This is a genomic window from Chthoniobacter flavus Ellin428 (genome assembly GCF_000173075.1).
Lineage (GTDB): Bacteria > Verrucomicrobiota > Verrucomicrobiia > Chthoniobacterales > Chthoniobacteraceae > Chthoniobacter > Chthoniobacter flavus.
In genome coordinates this window covers 127690-144990 of sequence record NZ_ABVL01000007.1, presented here as the reverse complement: position 1 = coordinate 144990, position 17301 = coordinate 127690, and the positions used below count along the sequence as shown (strand labels likewise).

Below are 17301 nucleotides of genomic sequence, written 5' to 3'. Positions count from 1 at the left end.
CGCGAATGACACGGATGGAGTATTTTTCATTCGGGTGATCCGAGTGATTCGCGGGCACCTTTTCACTGCCTCCAAGCCGTCGCTGGGCTGCTCGTTTCAGGGTATTTTCGGGTTATTTTGAGGTTATTTTCGGTAAATCCCCCCTGGCTCATACAATACTGAGCAGATGGCCGAGAACGCACCAGATTCCCCCTCTTCGGAGCAGTTCATCACGCTGCTGAACGCAGCGCATGGACGGCTGCTGGGCTTTCTCCGCGTGATGCTGGGCAACAGCGCCGATGCCGAGGACGTGCTGCAACGGGCGAGCATGACCATCTGGCGGAAGTTCGGGGAGTTTGACCCGAGCAAGGATTTCTTCACCTGGGCGAGCAGCTTCGCCTTTTATGAGGCCAAGAATTTTCAACGCGTGTCGGCGCGCTCGCGGCTGCATTTCGACGATGAGCTCCTTCAGCGGCTGGCGGAAGAGCGCGTCCCGGATCTGGATCAGCGCGAAGCACGGCTGGCCGCAATGGACCGCTGCATCGAGGAACTCGACGACTCCGGCCGCGAACTGGTGCGCGAGTTTTATCTCAACAAGACCGAGGTCGCCGCGCTGGCCGAACGCCAGGGCCGCGCCCCACAGACCCTTTACAACAAACTCAATGCGCTGCGCCGCCTGTTGGCGGACTGCATGAAGCGCAAAACGACGCAGGAGGCGGGCTCATGAATCCCGAATTGAATTCCCAGGAATGGCACCGGCTTTTCACCGCGAAAGCAGATGGAACGATCACGCCCGAAGAACACGAACGTCTCGCGGCGCTATTGAAGGAATCGGCCGAAGCGCGTCGCGAATGGTTTGCTTTTCAGGATGCGGAAGCGGCGTTGCTGGCCTGGTCGCAGCGCGAAGCGTTGCGGCGGGATGAGGGCGTCGATGTGACTTTGCCGAAGACCGAGCTGGCCGGGGCGCATTCGTCCCGCAATGGCTGGCTGCGCTATGCCGGCACGCTGGCCGCGGGGATCGTCATTGGCCTGGCCGCGTGGGCGCTGTGGCCGAAAGCTTCGCTCAACTCGGGCAACAACCGCATCGCGGCCCGCGACGAAGCGACGACCTCCAGCGTGGCGATGCTCTCGCGCGGCGTGAATTTGGAGTGGGACAAATCCGTGGGTGTGCCCGCGCTGAATGCTCCGCTGCCGCCCGGTCTGTTGCGACTGAAGAGCGGCGTGGCGGAGATCGAATTTTTCCAAGGCGCACGGCTGTGCATCGAAGGGCCGGCGGAAATCCGGCTCCTCTCGGCGGGCGCAGCTTACTGCCAGTACGGGAAATTCAGCGCTCACGTGCCGCCGCCCGCGCGTGGTTTCCGGCTGAGCACGCCGAAGGGGGATATCGTCGACTTGGGCACCGACTTCGGCCTCGATCTGAATGACAAATCGCCGGAGCTGCACGTCTTCAAGGGCGAAGTGGAGTTGCATCAGCCCAAGGTCGAGATGCGGAAATTGACCACGGGCACGGGCGCGGGGTTGGAGAATCCGGGCGCGAATCGCATGCTCGTCGCGAATGCGGCGGCGTTTGTTTTCAGCCACGATCTGGATGCGCGGGTCATAGCGTCGCGACGCGAGGCTTTCGATCAGTGGCAGCAGCTGAACGAGCAGCGCAATGCCGATCCGGATTTGCGGGTGCACCTGGATTTTCAGGATCCGGATGGGGCGCGTTCGCTGCACAATGCGGCCTTGCACGGGGAAGACATCGCCACGGGCACGATCGTGGGCTGCAACTGGACGGAAGGCCGCTGGCCGGGCAAGCGCGCACTGCAATTTCACAGCGTGAGCGATCGCGTGCGGGTGAAGCTGCCCGGCGAATACCGGCAATTCACCATCGCGGCGTGGGTGCAATTGCACAGCCTCAATGCACGGCAGGATCAGAGCTCCATTTGCATGAGCCAGGGTTTGGACGTGGGCGATGTGCATTGGCAGGTCATCCATACCGGGGCGATTTGCCTCGGCATCGTCGCGGAGGCGCATCCGCATGTGACGGACGATTATATCAGCCCGGTAGTCTTCACTCCGGATCGTTTCGGCCAGTGGGTGCACCTCGCGGCGACCTTCGATATCGCGGCGAAGGAAGTACGCTTTTACGTCAATGGCGAGTTGCTTTCCCGCCACACGCTCAAGCGGCCGATCGTGCCCAAGCCGGCCGTTGCCGAGCTCGGCAATTGGCTGCCGGCCTCCGATTACGCCGGCTCGCATCCCGTCCGCAATTTCGTCGGCTGCATGGATGACTTCAGCTTTTACGCCCGCGCCCTGAGCGCCGACGAAGTACGCCAACTTGCCCAATGAAACTGCTCCCCCTCCTCACCCTCACCTTTGTCTGTTCCTTTGCTCCGCTGCGCGCGGAGATCACCGCCGGCCATTACGACATGGCCGCTGCCCGTGACACCTCCTCGCTGGAGACCCGCGTCATTCAAGACTGGAAACCGTGGGCGAAGGACGCCTCGATCCGGCAGAAGCTCGTCGAGATCACCGTGTGCGAATGGTGGCCCGGACAAAAAGTGCGGCTGCCCGTAACGCTGCTCGCACCCACGACCGGCGGACCTTGCCAGAACGTCATCATCGGCAATTGCGGATTGGACCTGACGAAACCCGCCTCTCCCTCGGGCGCGATGCTCCGGTTGCTCAAAGAAAAAGGCGTGGGCATTGCCCTCATCGGCATGACCACCGTCGATGCCATGGAGCCGGTCGGCAAACTCGATGTGGGGATGAAGGAACATTTCCTCAAGAGCAAGGATGCCCGCTACACGCCGGCGTGGATTTGGGGCATGAGCGATATTCGTGCGCTGACCGCGGCAGCCGCGGAGAAGGATGTTTTTCAACCGGTGAAAGTCATCGCCACCGGCGGCTCCAAGCGGGGCGTCGCCACGGCGGCGGCAGGCATCGCGGACGAGCGCATCACTGCCATCCTGCCGGTCGTGGCGCCGATCATCGATCCGCCCGGCGGGCCGTATGTGGAAGGCACGCGCCCTGCGGAAATCACCAAGGCGAACGAGCAATTCCTCGCCGACACCGGCGCGGGCAAGCTCCCCAATGTTCCGACGGCCGCGGTCGATTCCCTGACGAATCGTGAAAAGATTCGGGCCGACGAGCGCATCACCCTCGCCGAAGCGCGGGGCGCGGGCTGGACGGATGATGAAATCAAGGCCGCGAGCACCCTGGCTTGGGAAGTATGCCGCACCACTAATTATCTGCCGGCGCTGCAAAAGCGTGGCGTCGAGATTTTCTACAACGAAGGCTCCAACGACAACGTCGGCCCCGGACTGCGCGAACTCGGCCGACGTTTCCCGGAACTGCCGGTCTATGTCGTGCCCGGTGGCCAGCATGGCGGCGCGAAAGCGGCCGGATTTTTGAAGCAAGTCGGCTCGCTGCCCGAGGTGGATGAAAATCTCTACGCCTTCGCCGAGCATCATTTCTTCCACGCCCGGCCGATGATCGCGCCACCGAAGGTAACTTCGCATTGGGACAACGCCGCGCATCGGCTGCAGGTCACCGTTACCTTCCCCGATAAAGCCGAGCCGCAGAAAAACGATCTATGGTGGTCGGTGAACCGGCATCCCGATTATACCCTCGCCATGGAGTACGACGCGTGGGAAAGCGCGCCGATGCATCAGACCGGGCCAGCGACCTTTGCCGGCGAAATCCCGCTGCCGGGAAAACCGAAAACCCTGGATCTCATCACCGTCCACCAGCACACCGCCAACGGCTCGACGTTGACCATGTCGAGTCCCCTGCTCCGACCGGAAATCCCATGAAGCCGAGTTCCTTCTCCCTCTCCGCGTTCCTGCTCGTGGCTGCCGCCGCGACGAGCCCGCTCGTCGCCGCCCAACCGACCACACAGCAGACGGAATTCTTCGAAAAGCAAATTCGCCCCATCCTCGCGAATCGCTGCTACGAGTGCCACAGCGTGGAAAAGAAAACCAAGGGCGGCCTCGCGCTCGACTCCGCCGCGTCCACGCTCAAGGGCGGCGACACTGGGCCGGCCCTCGTCCCCGGCGACCCCGAGAAGAGCCTGCTTATTAGCGCGGTACGCTACCAGGATCACGACCTGCAGATGCCGCCGAAGCGTCAGCTTTCGGCGGAGGAGGTCAAGACGTTGGAAGAATGGGTGAAGATGGGCGCGCCCGACCCGCGCACCGCGCCGATCGTGGCGAAGAAAGGCCGCGTCATCGACATCGAGGAAGGCCGGAAATTCTGGAGCTTCACGCCGATTGCCCAAGTCGAGCCGCCCAAGGTGGAGGGGGCCACTTCTCCCATCGATGCTTTCATCCAGGCGAAGCTGAAGAAGGAAGGTCTTGTTCCCGCGCCGCCGGCGGACAAGCGCACTCTGATTCGCCGCGCGACCTACGATTTAATCGGCCTGCCCCCGACGCCGAAAGAAGTCGCGGATTTCCTCGCCGACAATTCGCCCGAGGCCTTCGACAAAGTCGTCGACCGCCTGCTTGCTTCGCCGCAATACGGCGAACGTTGGGGACGTCACTGGCTCGATGTCGCCCGTTACGCGGATTCAAACGGCATGGACGAAAACATCGCCTTCGGCAACGCCTGGCGTTATCGCGACTACGTCGTTCGTTCCTTCAACACGGACAAGCCGTTCAACCAATTCGTGATCGAGCAAATCGCCGGCGACCTCCTGCCCTATAGCGAGGATGCGATGACCGGCACCGGCTTCCTCGCCCTCGGCGCTCGCGTGCTCGCCGAACCCGACATGCAGAAGCTCGAGATGGACATCATCGACGAGCAGATGGACACGATCGGCAAGGCCTTCATGGGCATGACCATCGGCTGCGCGCGTTGCCACGATCACAAATTCGATCCCATCCGGCAGGCGGATTACTACGCGATGGCCGCCATCTTCCGCAGCACCCGCAACCTTGCCGACGAGAAGATGGGCGCGATCAAATTCTGGTACGAGCACTCCCTCGCCACTCCCGAGCAGATCGCGGAGAAAAAGAAATACGACGAGGAAGTCAAAGCGCGGAAAGCGAAGATCACCGCCATCTCGACCAAGGCACGCCGCGAGATCCATGAGCCCTTGGAAAAGCGTGCCACCGACTACCTCGTCGCCGCCGCATTCCTGCCGGAAAAGCCCAAGCTGCTCGATGCCATGCCGGTGGCCAAGGCCCACGATCTGGATGCCAATATCCTGCTCTCCTGCCGCCAGTATCTCGATCTGCATCCGACGGTGCCGTTCTTCAACGTATGGCGGGATCTGGCGCCCGGCCACGACGGTGTCGCCCTGCACGAGCATTACGACGCGGTTTTTGCCGAGGCGCTCGCCACGAAGAAAGGTGAAGCCTACGCCGCGCTCACCGATTTGAAGGGCTTCCTTGGCCTCCCGGCCAAGGACGAAGACATTCTCGATAAAGCGACGCTCGCCCAGATCGCCGCGATGACCACGGAGGTCACCGAGTTCGAGGAGAAAGGCCCCGATCTCCCCGCGTTGATGAGCGTGACCGATGGCAAGATTCTCAAGACGCTGCCCATCCATTTGCGCGGCAGCTATCTCACCCTCGGCGAACCCGTGGAGCGTGGCTTTCCTGAAGTGATGCGCACGACCTTCACCAAGCCGATTCTGCCCGCCAAGCACAGCGGGCGCCTGGAACTCGCCGAATGGATGGCTAGCAGCGAGCATCCGCTCACCGCACGCGTCATCGTGAACCGCGTCTGGCGCTGGCATTTCGGTCAAGGCATCGTCGCCAGCACGGATAACTTCGGCGAACTCGGCGCGCGGCCTTCGCACCCGGAATTGCTCGACTGGCTGGCGCGCAATTTCATCGAGAACGGCTGGTCGATCAAAGACCTGCACCGGCTCATCATGAAATCGGCGGTCTATCAGCAGGCCAGCACGGTCAGCTTTTCTCCGTCGGACAAAGTCGATCCACGCATCATCGATCCCGAGAATCACCTGCTCTGGCACGCCAATATCCAGCGCCTCGAAGCGGAGGAAATCCGCGATGCCATGCTCTACACTTGCGGCTGGCTCGATATGACGATCGGCGGCAAGACCATCCCGCTGCACAATCGCGAGTTCGTTTTCAATCACACCAGCAAGGACGCCACCACCTACGAGAGTCCGCGCCGCGCGCTCTATCTCCCGGTAATTCGCAACCATCTCTACAACATGCTGGAGCAATACGATTATCCGGATCCGACGATGCCCACCGGCAGCCGCAACAGCACCGTCATCGCTCCGCAGGCGCTCATCATGATGAACGCACCGGTAGTCATGGAAAGCAGCCAGCGCCTCGCTGTGAAGCTGGCGCCCATCCCCAGCGATGAAGGGCGCGTGCAGCAAGCTTACCAGATGCTTTTCAGCCGGCCGCCCAAGGATCACGAGCTTGCGGATGCGCTCGCCATGGTCCGCGAATTCCGCACCACGGAGTCGCCGGAGCGCGCGTGGGCGATCTTTTGCCAGGCCCTCTACGCCGCCAACGAGTTCATCTACCTGAGGTAACATTATGACGCCCCAACCCTTCGCTCCTCTCACTCGTCGAAGTATGCTGCAGCGCGCCGCGGCCGGCTTTGGTTATGTCGCCTTGCAAGGTTTGCTCGGCCGCGAAAAGGCACAGGCGGAAGTCATCCCGAATCCGCTCGCTCCGAAGCAACCGCAGTTTCCCGCGCGGGCCAAACGCGTGGTCTTTCTCTTCATGAAAGGCGGGCCGAGCCACGTGGATACCTTCGACCCGAAGCCGCTTCTCCAGCGCGATGACGGCAAGCCTTATCCTTACGAGCAGCCGCGGGTGCAGTTTGCCCAGACGGGCAAGCTTTTGAAATCGCCATGGAGCTTCAAGCAATACGGCCAGAGCGGGCTTCCCGTCAGCGAGCTCTTCCCGAATGTCGCGCAGTGCGTGGATGATCTCTGCATCCTGCGCTCCGTATATGGCACCAATCCCGCCCACGGCGGCGCCTGCCTCAAGCTGCACACCGGCAGCGACACGCAGATTCGCCCAAGCATGGGCTCCTGGGTGCTCTACGGCCTCGGCTCGGAGAATGAAAATCTGCCCGGCTTCATTACCATCTGCCCGACGCTGGCCCACGGCGGCGTGAATAATTGGGGCGCCGCTTTCCTGCCCGCTTATTGCCAGGGCACCCCGATCGGCAACGCCAGCATTCCCGCGGATAAAGCGCTCGTGCGGCACATTCGCAATGACTTGCTCAGCGGAGAGGAGCAGCGCAAGCAACTCGACTACATCGCCAAGCTCAACCGCGAACATCTCGAACTCACCGGCCCGGATCTCGCCTTGGAAGGGCGCATCAATTCTTTCGAGCTCGCCTATCGCATGCAGAGCACGATGCCCGAGGCCCAGGACATCAATGGCGAGAGCGAGGCCACGAAGCGGATGTACGGGCTCGATAACAAAGTGACCGCCAACTTTGGCCATCAGTGCCTGATGGCCCGCCGCTTTCTCGAGCGCGGCGTGCGTTTCGTGCAAGTCACACATAGCGACGGCGAGGTGCAGTGGGACCAGCACAGCGCGCTTTTTAAGGGCCACACCAAGAATGCGGCCGAAGTGGACAAACCGATCGCCGGTTTCCTGCGGGACCTGAAGGAGCGCGGTTTATTGGAAGATACGCTGGTGCTGTGGGGCGGCGAATTCGGCCGCACTCCGACTGCGCAGGGCGGCGACGGTCGCGATCATAATCCGCACGGCTTCACCATGTGGATGGCTGGCGCGGGCGTGAAACCGGGCATCGCCTACGGGGCGACGGATGATTACGGCTACTTTGCCCAACAGGACAAAGTCCACATCCACGACCTGCACGCCACGATCCTTCATCTGCTCGGCATGAATCACGAAAAACTGACTTACCGTTACGCTGGTCGCGATTTCCGGCTCACGGATGTGGAAGGCCGCGTGGTAAAGGAAATCATCGCTTAACTCTCCACCCCCGGAACTCTTGAATCACATCGACCTTACTGGCCGTTGCGCCATCGTCACTGGCGGCGCTCGCGGCATCGGCCTCGCCATCGCTACCCGTCTCCTCCAATCCGGCGCCCGCGTTTCGCTATGGGATATGGATGCGACGGCTCTCGCCCAGGCAACGGAGGAATTGAAAGCCCTCGGCACGGTCCACACCGCGGTGACGGACGTCACCAACGCCGAATCCATCGAAGCCGCCGCAGCCGCTACAGCCGCGGCCTTGGGCAAACTCGACATTCTCGTCAACAACGCCGGTATCGCCGGGACGAATGCGAAGACATGGGAGACCGATCCCAAGGAATGGCGCCGGGTCCTCGACATCAATCTCAACGGACCCTTCCACTGCTGCCGCGCCGTCATCCCACATCTGCTCCGCAATGGCTACGGGCGCATCGTCAATATCGCCTCGATCGCGGGCAAGGAGGGCAATCCCAACGCCGCGCACTATAGTGCCTCGAAAGCCGGTGTCATCTCGCTGACCAAATCGCTCGGCAAGGAACTGGCGACCAGCAATGTCGTGGTGAACTGCGTGACTCCCGCGGTCATCGCCACCGATATCCTGAAACAGATGGCGCAGACGCACATCGATTACATGCTCTCGAAAATCCCCATGGGCCGTTTCGGGAAAACGGAAGAAGCCGCGGCGTTGGTAGCGTGGCTCAGTTCGGAAGACTGCTCCTTCACCACCGGCGCGGTCTTCGATCTTTCCGGCGGGCGGGCCACTTACTAAAAAGCCGAGTGAATCGCGAAGCGTCTCCCCCGCGCAGCACCCACTGGAAATGGTGGATCACCGCTCTGCTCCTGCTAGCCACCACGCTGAATTACATGGACCGGCAGACGCTGGCCAGCGTGGCCAGCGCATCACCGATGAGTTTCACCTCAACCAGGAACAGTACGGCGATATCGAGTTCGCCTTCGGCTGGGGGTTCGCCGCCGGCTCACTCGTTCTCGGCATTCTCGCGGATGTCATTAGTGTCCGCTGGCTCTATCCACTCGTCCTGCTCGGTTGGTCCGCGACCGGTTTTCTCTCCGGTATGACCCATGGCTACCTGCCGATGCTGGCTTGTCGCGGGCTGCTTGGCTTTTTTGAATCGGGCCAATGGCCCTGCGCGTTGCGCACGACGCAGGCGCTCCTCTCCGGCGGACAACGCTCGCTCGGCAACAGCGTTCTCCAAAGCGGCGCCTCGCTCGGCGCGATCTTCACGCCGCTGATCCTGCGTTTCATGGTCGCGGGAAATCCGGCGGTCGGCGCCTGGCGGCCGGCGTTCATGATGATCGGTGCGCTCGGCCTCGTCTGGATTGTGGCGTGGCTGGCCAGCGTCCGGCACGGCGATTTCGCGGTGGTCCAGGTAAAGACCAGCGATGCGCCCAGCGCATTCGCGTGGTGGCGCGAGATCTATCGCGACCGGCGTTTCTGGGCGCTGGTCGTGATGGTCATCGCGATCAACATCATCTGGCACATCATTCGCGCCTGGCTCACGAAATTCCTCCAGCAGGGCCGCCACTATTCGGAAGCCGATGCCCTGCTCATCAGCTCCGGCTTTTACATCGCGACCGATATCGGCTGCCTGCTTTCCGGTGCGGCCGCGCTGTGGCTCACGCGCCGCCGCGGCGATTCGCACCGCGCGCGGCTCTGGGTGTTCGGCGTGTGTTCCGCGATTACGGCGCTGACGAGTGTCACTGGCCTGTTGTCCAAGGGGACTCTGCTCCTCCTCATGCTGTATGTCGTCGGCGCCGCGGCGCTGGGTTTGTTCCCCTGCTACTATTCGTTCACCCAGGAATTGAGCGCCCGGCATGTGGGCAAGGCGACCGGGTTGCTTTCGGCGATCGGCTGGCTGGTCGCTTCACCCCTGCAAAAATACTTCGGCCGTCTGGTCGACCAGACGCATTCCTTCGATCTCGGGATCTCGCTCATCGGCTGGGTGCCGTGTGTCGCCCTGGCCGCCATGCTCATCTTCTGGCGCCACAATCCGGAGAATGAATCCCGCTGAACCCAACTGAATCTATGCTGACTGAATCCACCCGCCTGCACGACTTCTCCACGCTGTCCGGGATGACTTATCTCAACACCGCGGCGGAGAGCATCCCGCCCCGCCAAACCGGCGAGGCCATCGCCGCGTATTGGCACGACAAGCAGAAGGGCATGAAAGGCCGCGACGCCCATTTTGCCCAGGTCGAAGGCTGCCGCGAAGTGACCGCCCGTCTGCTCGGTTTGCGGACATCTGAGGTCGCATTCTGCTCCTGCAGCTCCGAGGCCTACAATCTTCTCGCCTCCGCACTGCAACTCGGCAGCAACGATGAAGTGGTGGTGACCGATTTGGATTTTCCCGCCGGGGTCACACCGTGGCTGCGGTCGCCGGAGAAGCCGGTCCTGCGCGTCTGGAATGCGGTGGACGGCGCGCTGGATGCCAACCATCTCGCTGTGTTGCTCAACGAGCGCACCAAGCTGGTACAGGTCTCGCTGGTCAGTTTCTACAATGGTCATCGGATCGATTGGACGCCTTTCCACGACATGGTGCGGCGGCTCGCTCCGAATGCGCTGATCTCCGTGGACATCACCCAGGCCTTCGGGCGCGTGGTGCTCGACTGCGCCGGCGCGGATATTCTCATCTCCAGCACGCACAAGTGGACGCTCGGTATCCACGGCGGCGGCATCATTGGCATTCCCGCGACAAGCGGCGCGCGACTCACCACGCATGCGGGTGGCTGGTATCATTTGCAAAACGCCTTCGACACCGATCGCTTTGAACGGGCGGTTAGCAAATCCGGTGCGGCGAGCTTTTCCGTGGGCATGCCAAATTTCGTCGCGCTCTACGCGCTGAATGCCTCCCTACGCTATCTCGAAGCCGTGGGAATCAAGAATATCGCCGCCCATGCGGACCCGCTCGTCGCCGCCGCCGAAGCCGGCGTCCGCGCGCTGGGAGTGAAGCCGATGTGCCGCTGGAACGGCAGCGGCATCCTCGCTTTCCAGGATTCACGCAGCACCGAATTGCACGCCGCCCTGGAAAACGAAAACATCCACGTGATGCACAATGCCGGACGAATCCGTATCGCCGTGCACGGTTACAACACGCAAAAGGATATCGACTATTTCCTCAGTGTCCTGACGACACTGCTCCGAAAGGTCTAAAGGGCTGTAAAAAGTGCCCGCGAATCACGCGAATGACACGGATGGAGTATTTTTCATTCGGGTTATCTGTGTGATTCGCGGGCAGAACAGTCTCTGACCTCAACCCAAACCACCCAGACATGCCAACTCCCCCCCAACATCACGCGCCGTTCCTTTTTGCGTTCCGCCACACTGGCCGCACTCGCGCAGACCGGATGCTCCACGCTCCCCAGCGCCCACCACGATCACGTCGACGCGCATGTCCACTTGTGGAGTTCCGACACCCATCGCTACCCGCTCGCCCCGGGTTTCGGCTTGAAGGATATGGTGCCGCGCAGTTTCACGGCACACGATCTTTTCGCTCAGTGCCGTCCCAACGGTGTCGGCCGCGTCGTGCTCATCCAGATGAGCTTTTACCACTTCGACAACCGCTACCTGCTCGAATCCATCGCGCATCATCCGGACGTCTTTCGCGGCGTGGCGATCGTCGATGAGACGAAGGCGAATCTGCACGACACGGTGAAGACGCTGACCAGCCAGGGCGTCCGCGGTTTCCGCGTCTATTCGGAACCGGAGCAAGTGGCGACGTGGCCGCATTCCGCCGGGATGAAGAAATTGTGGACCTACGCCGCGGACAGAAATCTGACCCTGTGCCTGCTCACGGAGCCGGACGCGCTCCCGGGCGTGCATCGCATGTGTCAGGCGTATCCGCACACCCGCGTCGCCATCGATCACTTCGCGCGCATCGGCATGAAGAGTCCGATCCGGCGAAAGAGTGTCGATGAACTCTGCCGTCTCGCGGAATGCCCGCACACCTATGTGAAAACGTCGGCCTTCTACGCGCTCGGCGCGAAAAAGGCGCCGTATACCGATCTCGGGCCGATGATCCATCGTCTGCGTGACGCCTACGGCGCCTCACGGCTGATGTGGGGCAGCGATTGTCCGTTCCAATTACAGGATGGCCAAACCTACGCCAACTCCATCGCGTTGATCCGCGACCGGCTGCCTTTCCTCACCGCCGAAGACAAGCAATGGATGCTCGGTGGGACCGCAGCGAAGGTCTTTTTTGCGTAGGCTGCAGCTATGCGAACCGCTCGATGAAGCTGCGGTAAAACTCGACGGCGCGCTCGACCTCGGCGAGATCGACGAATTCCACAGCTGCGTGCGCCTGGTCGATGCTGCCCGGACCGAACACCAGACTCGGCACACCTTGTCGTGAAAGCTTGCTCGCATCACACGAGAACGGCACCCCGCAGACATCGCTATCGAGACCCATTTCACAAAGCACGGTGCTGGCCAATTTGGCGGCGGCGGATTCAGCGGGTGTTTCCAGCGCTTCGTCGGTGAGCATCGGCGGCTCCATGAAAGCATCCAACGTCGGATGCTCCGCCCGCAAGGCATCGAGCATGCCTTGATAGTGCGCGAGCACGCCCGCCACGGTTTCGCCCGGCAGCAAACGGCGGTCGATCTCGATGGCGCAGGTATCCGGCACGAAGTTCACCTGCACGCCGCCTTGAATGACCCCGACATTCAACGTCGCCGGTCCGAGCAACCGATGCACGTGTCTGGCGAGACGTCGCTGTTCTTCTTCCAGCGCGAGAACGATGCGCGCCATGTGCGTGATCGCATTCACGCCGAGATGCGGCTTGCCGCTATGCGCTGCTTTACCGCGAACGACAATACGCCAGCGCAGGACACCTTTGCAGGCAATGACCGCGCGCAGGCCGGTCGGCTCGGCCACCAGCGCGGCCTGGGCGGTGAGCCCTTCGCAAAGCTTCACCACCCCGCGAAAGGAAAACTCTTCATCCACCACCGCCGCGAGCCAGACCTCGCAAGGCGGCTGCTGACCCGACTCGCGCAGCGCCGCCACCGCATGCATCATCGCCGCGAGACCAGCCTTGGTATCCGAGCTGCCGCGGCCATACATCTTCCCCTCTTCGATCCGCGGCTCGAACGGCGGAATACTCATCCCCTTCACCGACACCGTATCCATGTGCGCCTCCAGGATGACCCGGCGTGAGGGATCGCGACCCGGCAGACGCGCGATGACATTCGGCCGGCCGGGAAACACCTCCTGCTCCCAGACTTCGATCCCGCGCTGCTCAAAAAAGCGCCGGATCCAGCTCGCGACCTCGCGCTCTCCCGGACCGCCTTCATAGGACGAATTCACGCTATTGATTCGCACCAATTCAGCGAGGGTCTGGGTTACCGGGGAAAGGGTCATGCGCGATTCTGAGCAAGCCTCGCTCCCGGGCCAACTGGAAACCACCGCACGCTGCCGATAGACGACGCCAGGATAACTAACATTCTTTCCTCCCAGCGGTTCCTTTATTAAGGTCGCCATCGGCCTCCTCAGATGAACTCCCCGCATCTCTCCGCCCCGGGCATTCGCCGCCGCGAGTGGCTGCGTGTCGGCGGGCTCAGTGCGCTCGGGCTTTCCCTTTCCCGTTTATGGGGCAGCTCCGCCCGCGGCGCCGCGGCTCCCGTTGCCAACAGCGCCAGCTTCGGTCGCGCCAAGTCGTGCATCCTGCTCTTCCTCTCCGGAGGGCCGCCGCAGCACGACACCTTCGACCCAAAGCCCGACGCACCCTTGGAAATCCGAGGCACCTTCCGCTCGATCCCGACCAGCGTTCCCGGCACCCACTTTTGCGAGACTCTGCCGCACACCGCGCAGATCGCGCATCAACTCGCGGTCGTCCGTTCGATGACCACCGACATCAACTCCCACTCCACGAGCGGCGCGTTCATGCTCACCGGCTATCTGCCGGCATCGAAAGCCGAGAACGTCCCCGCGGGGCCGCAGGATTGGCCGAGCATCGCCTCGGTCGTCGGCACGCTGAAGCCGAGCACCCGCACGCCGCTTTCGTCGGTCGTCTTGCCCGAACTCATTCACAACAATGGCCACATCGTCTGGCCGGGACAGAATGGCGGTTTCCATGGGCGCCGCCTGGCATCCCATGATGATCCAGTGCGACCCGACCCAGCAGCCGATGCACATCGAAGGCATGAGTCTCACCGAGGGCATGACGAGCGTGCGCCTCGCCGAACGGTTCAATTTGCTGCAGCAATTCGACGCGCATTTCCGCGACGGAGCGAAGAGCAGCGCGATCGAAGAACTCGGTCGCATGGACCAAAAAGCCTTCGACGTCCTGCACTCCGACGCCAGCCGGCAGGCCTTCGAAATCGAACGCGAATCGGCGGCCCTGCGCGACAATTACGGACGCCACAAATTCGGCCAGAGCGTGCTGCTCGCGCGGCGCCTGGTGGAAGCAGGGGTGCGGCTTGTACAGGTCAATTGGCCGCGCGCCGAGGGCGACGAAAATATCGGGAATCCGCTTTGGGACACGCATCAGAACAATGCGGCCCGCGTGCGCGATGTCCTTGCTCCGCAGTTCGATCGCACCTTTGCCACACTGATCGCCGATCTGCAGTCGCGAGGCTTGCTGGACGAGACTTTGGTCGTGGCGATGGGCGAATTTGGCCGGTCGCCGAAGATCAATGCCTCCGGTGGCCGGGACCATTGGGGCTCGTGTTTCTCCGTCGTGCTCGCTGGAGCCGGAATCGGCGGCGGGCAGATCGTGGGGACGAGCGACCGGCTGGGCGCTTTTCCGGCATCCCGTCCCGTCCATCCGCCGGATCTCGCGGCGACTATCTTCCACTTCCTGGGTGTCGACCCGGCGGCCGAATTTGTCGACCCGATCGGACGTCCCCGACGGGTGACCGATAACGGCCAGCCCCTGAAGGAACTAACCGGTACCTGAGTCGCTTAGAGACCGCGCGATAAACCGGCAGAGATTCTTTGGCCCGCGAATCACACAGATGACCCGAATGAAAAATAGCCCATCCGTGTCATTCGTGTGATCCGCGGGCAGTCTTTTTACAGCCGCTAAGAAACCCGCCCCTGGGCGGTCATTCTTTGAGAGCCATGTCCGCCCCTTCGAATTTCTTTCCCGAGCGTGCTCACCGCTGCCGTGGGCCGGTCTCGCGCCGGAGCTTCCTCGAAATCGGCGCACTCAGCCTGCTCGGCTTGGGGATGAGCGACTATCTGCGCGCGGAGACGCTGGCCAAGGCGGTCGGCCACAAGCTCCGCGACAAGGCGGTGATTTTCATCTGGCTGCCCGGCGGCATGTCGCACCTCGAGAGTTACGACATGAAGCCCGATGCGCCGCTGGAGTATCGCGGCATCCTGCGCCCGATCAAAACGAACGTCTCGGGCATCGAGGTCTGCGAGCTTTTCCCGCGGCACGCGCAGATCGCGGATAAGTTCAATCTCATCCGTTCGGTTTGCCACGAGTTCGCTGATCACGGCGGTGGCCACAAGCGCTTCCTCACCGGGCGCCTGCCGGCCACACCGACGGGTTTTGTGAACGATGCGCCGGCGGTAACGTCGATCGTCCACAAGAAGCTCTCCCGCGCTGACCAGGCGATGCCGGTCTCCGTGGCGGGCGTCGACAACGGGAGGGCGGGCATCGACACCTTCTCGCTGGGCGCGGCCTGGCTCGGACCCAGCACCACCCCCTTCATGGTGGCGGGCGATCCCAGCTCACCGGATTTCAAGATCCAGAACATCGGCCTCACGCCCGATATGCAGACGCGGCTCGATGATCGCGTGCATTTGCTCGAAGGCATGGACCGGCTGCGGCGCGATGCCGATTCGAGCGGGCTAATGGGCGCGATGGATGAGTTCAGCCAACGCGCGTTTCACATGCTCACCTCGCCCCAGGTGCAGACCGCCTTCGATCTCAGCCGGGAGCCGGACAGCGTGCGCGACCGTTACGGGCGCCATGCCTATGGTCAGCGCGGGCTGATGGCGCGCCGCCTCGTGGAAGCAGGTTGCCGCTTTGTCACCATGGTTTGGGAAAATCCGTTCCCCGGGACGAAGATCCCGGATGGCTGCACCTACAACTGGGATTCGCACGCGGTGAACTGCCACATGTTCAACGACTGCCATTGGCGCATGCCGGTCTACGATCAGGCGCTCACCGCCCTTATCGAAGACCTCTACGCTCGCGGCCTCGACAAGGACGTGATGCTCATCGCCACGGGCGAATTTGGCCGCACACCGAGGATCAACACGCAGGTCGGAACGCAGACCAAGGTGAGCCAACCGGGCCGCGACCATTGGCCGAATGCCATGTCGATGCTGGTCAGCGGCGGCGGCATGCGGACCGGACAGGTCATCGGCGCGACCAATGCCCGGGGCGAGTACCCGGTCGATCGACAGCTTTCCCCGAACGACCTTTGGGCCACGGTCTATCGCCACCTCGGCATCGACTACAACGACAGCACGCTGGATCTCAGCGGACGCCCGATGCCGATCCTGCCCTTCGGCTCGCCGATCGAGGAAATCCTGCCGGTTTCGTAACGGCATCAAGCGGTAAGGAGCGGCTTATGCCGTCGCGAATTTAGCGCGAAGGTTTTCCGAAAATTCCTCCAGCACCCGGGTTTGCTCGAACTGCGCGACCCAAGTGCGCCCTGCTTTTCCCCAGGCGGCGAGTTGTCCGGGATCAGCCGCCAGCCGGTCCAGCGTTTCCGCAAGAGATGCGGGCTCACCGGGCGGCACGTTGCACCCGAAGCCACCTTCCGCCACCACACGGGCCAATTCACTGTCCGCATCGGCCACGCTGAGAATGGGGCATCCGTAGGCCAGCGGGTTCAAAAGTTTGCTGGGGAAAAAGGCCCGGCCACTGCCCGCGAGTTGCGGGATGACCGCGATGTCGCAATCCGCAAGCATCTCGCGATATTCGGCATCTGGCAGGAGCGGCAGCAGGCGGACGTTTTCGAGTCCGGCCGCCTCGGTTTCGATCAAGTAACGCTGGGCGCCGTCACCGCAAATCACGAGACGAATCCGCTGGCCGCGCACCAGGCGGACGGCGCGCACCAAAAGCTGGACGCCTTGTTTTACGCCGATGTTGCCGCTGTAGACGGCGAGGAAATCGTTCTCCGCCATTCCCTGCCGCGCCCGAAAAGCGCCCCGCACCGGAGGATCTTCGAGGCGAATGCCATTGGGAAAATAGAGCTGTCTTTCCGGCGGCACGCCCTTGCTGGAAAACGCGGTGAGCATTCCGCGGCTGATTCCGGAAACCTGCCACGCGTGGCGATAAGCGAAGGCTTCGACCGCGTAAAGCGAACGCGTGAAAGCGTCGTCGCGCAACAGGCCCACGCCGACCGCGGCATCCGGCTGCAGATCCTGCACGTGGAAGACGTACGCGTCGCGCGGAGCAATGATACGAGCCACGAGGC

At 62.4% G+C, this 17301-nt stretch carries 13 protein-coding genes and 1 pseudogene; 12 read left to right on the top strand and 2 right to left on the bottom strand.

Annotated elements, in window-relative coordinates; genetic code table 11:
• The first annotated feature begins 166 nt into the window (after window positions 1-166).
• The 9 genes from CFE428DRAFT_RS13615 to CFE428DRAFT_RS13575 all read left to right on the top strand — a co-directional run bounded on the left by CFE428DRAFT_RS13615 (window position 167) and on the right by CFE428DRAFT_RS13575 (window position 12132).
• Entirely contained in the window at window positions 167-706 is a 540-nt protein-coding gene (locus CFE428DRAFT_RS13615) for a sigma-70 family RNA polymerase sigma factor (RefSeq protein WP_006980136.1), read from the top strand.
• Window positions 703-2313 (top strand): LamG-like jellyroll fold domain-containing protein, encoded by a 1611-nt coding sequence (locus CFE428DRAFT_RS13610; protein ID WP_006980135.1) that lies wholly within the window; start codon window positions 703-705, stop codon window positions 2311-2313. The genes CFE428DRAFT_RS13615 and CFE428DRAFT_RS13610 overlap by 4 nt, the downstream gene beginning before the upstream one ends.
• The gene (locus CFE428DRAFT_RS13605) at window positions 2310-3779 is read left to right on the top strand and encodes a PhoPQ-activated protein PqaA family protein (RefSeq protein ID WP_006980134.1); all 1470 of its coding nucleotides are present in this window, start codon (window positions 2310-2312) and stop codon (window positions 3777-3779) included. The genes CFE428DRAFT_RS13610 and CFE428DRAFT_RS13605 overlap by 4 nt, the downstream gene beginning before the upstream one ends.
• A complete protein-coding gene (locus CFE428DRAFT_RS33590; RefSeq protein ID WP_006980133.1) occupies window positions 3776-6481 on the top strand; it encodes a PSD1 and planctomycete cytochrome C domain-containing protein in 2706 nt (901 codons plus the stop codon). Before CFE428DRAFT_RS13605 ends, CFE428DRAFT_RS33590 begins: the two co-directional genes overlap by 4 nt.
• 4 nt (window positions 6482-6485) lie before the next feature.
• A complete protein-coding gene (locus CFE428DRAFT_RS13595) occupies window positions 6486-7907 on the top strand; it encodes a DUF1501 domain-containing protein (protein ID WP_042724949.1) in 1422 nt (473 codons plus the stop codon).
• A 19-nt stretch (window positions 7908-7926) separates the two neighbouring features.
• On the top strand, window positions 7927-8679 hold the full coding sequence (locus CFE428DRAFT_RS13590) for an SDR family NAD(P)-dependent oxidoreductase (protein WP_006980131.1): 753 nt from the start codon (window positions 7927-7929) through the stop codon (window positions 8677-8679).
• Between the two features lie 49 nt (window positions 8680-8728).
• Window positions 8729-9940 carry an MFS transporter gene (locus CFE428DRAFT_RS13585; RefSeq protein WP_006980130.1) on the top strand — a complete coding sequence of 404 codons (1212 nt, stop codon included), beginning with the start codon at window positions 8729-8731 and terminating at the stop codon, window positions 9938-9940.
• A 14-nt stretch (window positions 9941-9954) separates the two neighbouring features.
• On the top strand, window positions 9955-11079 hold the full coding sequence (locus CFE428DRAFT_RS13580) for an aminotransferase class V-fold PLP-dependent enzyme (protein ID WP_006980129.1): 1125 nt from the start codon (window positions 9955-9957) through the stop codon (window positions 11077-11079).
• Window positions 11080-11235: 156 nt separating this feature from the next.
• Window positions 11236-12132 carry an amidohydrolase family protein gene (locus CFE428DRAFT_RS13575; RefSeq protein ID WP_006980128.1) on the top strand — a complete coding sequence of 299 codons (897 nt, stop codon included), beginning with the start codon at window positions 11236-11238 and terminating at the stop codon, window positions 12130-12132.
• 7 nt (window positions 12133-12139) lie between these two features.
• Here CFE428DRAFT_RS13575 and CFE428DRAFT_RS13570 read toward each other — a convergent pair whose 3' ends face one another.
• A complete protein-coding gene (locus CFE428DRAFT_RS13570; protein WP_042724948.1) occupies window positions 12140-13282 on the bottom strand; it encodes a M20 family metallopeptidase in 1143 nt (380 codons plus the stop codon).
• A 132-nt stretch (window positions 13283-13414) separates the two neighbouring features.
• Between CFE428DRAFT_RS13570 and CFE428DRAFT_RS41070 the strand changes: the two are divergent.
• From CFE428DRAFT_RS41070 to CFE428DRAFT_RS13560, 3 genes and pseudogenes are all read left to right on the top strand, one after another.
• Window positions 13415-14113: pseudogene (locus CFE428DRAFT_RS41070) on the top strand (DUF1501 domain-containing protein); the annotation flags it as partial.
• A complete protein-coding gene (locus CFE428DRAFT_RS35670) occupies window positions 13995-14819 on the top strand; it encodes a DUF1501 domain-containing protein (protein WP_420196882.1) in 825 nt (274 codons plus the stop codon). The pseudogene CFE428DRAFT_RS41070 and the gene CFE428DRAFT_RS35670, both read left to right, overlap by 119 nt.
• A gap of 164 nt (window positions 14820-14983) precedes the next feature.
• Window positions 14984-16423: a DUF1501 domain-containing protein gene (locus tag CFE428DRAFT_RS13560; RefSeq protein WP_006980124.1), complete on the top strand. Its 1440-nt coding sequence runs from the start codon at window positions 14984-14986 to the stop codon at window positions 16421-16423.
• Window positions 16424-16447: 24 nt separating this feature from the next.
• On the opposite strand, the gene CFE428DRAFT_RS33580 is transcribed toward CFE428DRAFT_RS13560, so the two are convergent.
• Window positions 16448-17296, bottom strand: coding sequence for a glycosyltransferase (locus tag CFE428DRAFT_RS33580; protein WP_006980123.1), 849 nt, complete (start codon window positions 17294-17296; stop codon window positions 16448-16450).
• Window positions 17297-17301: the final 5 nt, after the last annotated feature.

Coding starts and splice junctions, on each gene's coding strand:
- CFE428DRAFT_RS13615 (WP_006980136.1), top strand. CDS start 167: ATGGCCGAGAACGCACCAGATTCCCCCTCTTCGGAGCAGTTCATCACG.
- CFE428DRAFT_RS13610 (WP_006980135.1), top strand. CDS start 703: ATGAATCCCGAATTGAATTCCCAGGAATGGCACCGGCTTTTCACCGCG.
- CFE428DRAFT_RS13605 (WP_006980134.1), top strand. CDS start 2,310: ATGAAACTGCTCCCCCTCCTCACCCTCACCTTTGTCTGTTCCTTTGCT.
- CFE428DRAFT_RS33590 (WP_006980133.1), top strand. CDS start 3,776: ATGAAGCCGAGTTCCTTCTCCCTCTCCGCGTTCCTGCTCGTGGCTGCC.
- CFE428DRAFT_RS13595 (WP_042724949.1), top strand. CDS start 6,486: ATGACGCCCCAACCCTTCGCTCCTCTCACTCGTCGAAGTATGCTGCAG.
- CFE428DRAFT_RS13585 (WP_006980130.1), top strand. CDS start 8,729: ATGGTGGATCACCGCTCTGCTCCTGCTAGCCACCACGCTGAATTACAT.
- CFE428DRAFT_RS13580 (WP_006980129.1), top strand. CDS start 9,955: ATGCTGACTGAATCCACCCGCCTGCACGACTTCTCCACGCTGTCCGGG.
- CFE428DRAFT_RS13570 (WP_042724948.1), bottom strand. CDS start 13,282: ATGACCCTTTCCCCGGTAACCCAGACCCTCGCTGAATTGGTGCGAATC.
- CFE428DRAFT_RS35670 (WP_420196882.1), top strand. CDS start 13,995: ATGGGCGCCGCCTGGCATCCCATGATGATCCAGTGCGACCCGACCCAG.
- CFE428DRAFT_RS13560 (WP_006980124.1), top strand. CDS start 14,984: ATGTCCGCCCCTTCGAATTTCTTTCCCGAGCGTGCTCACCGCTGCCGT.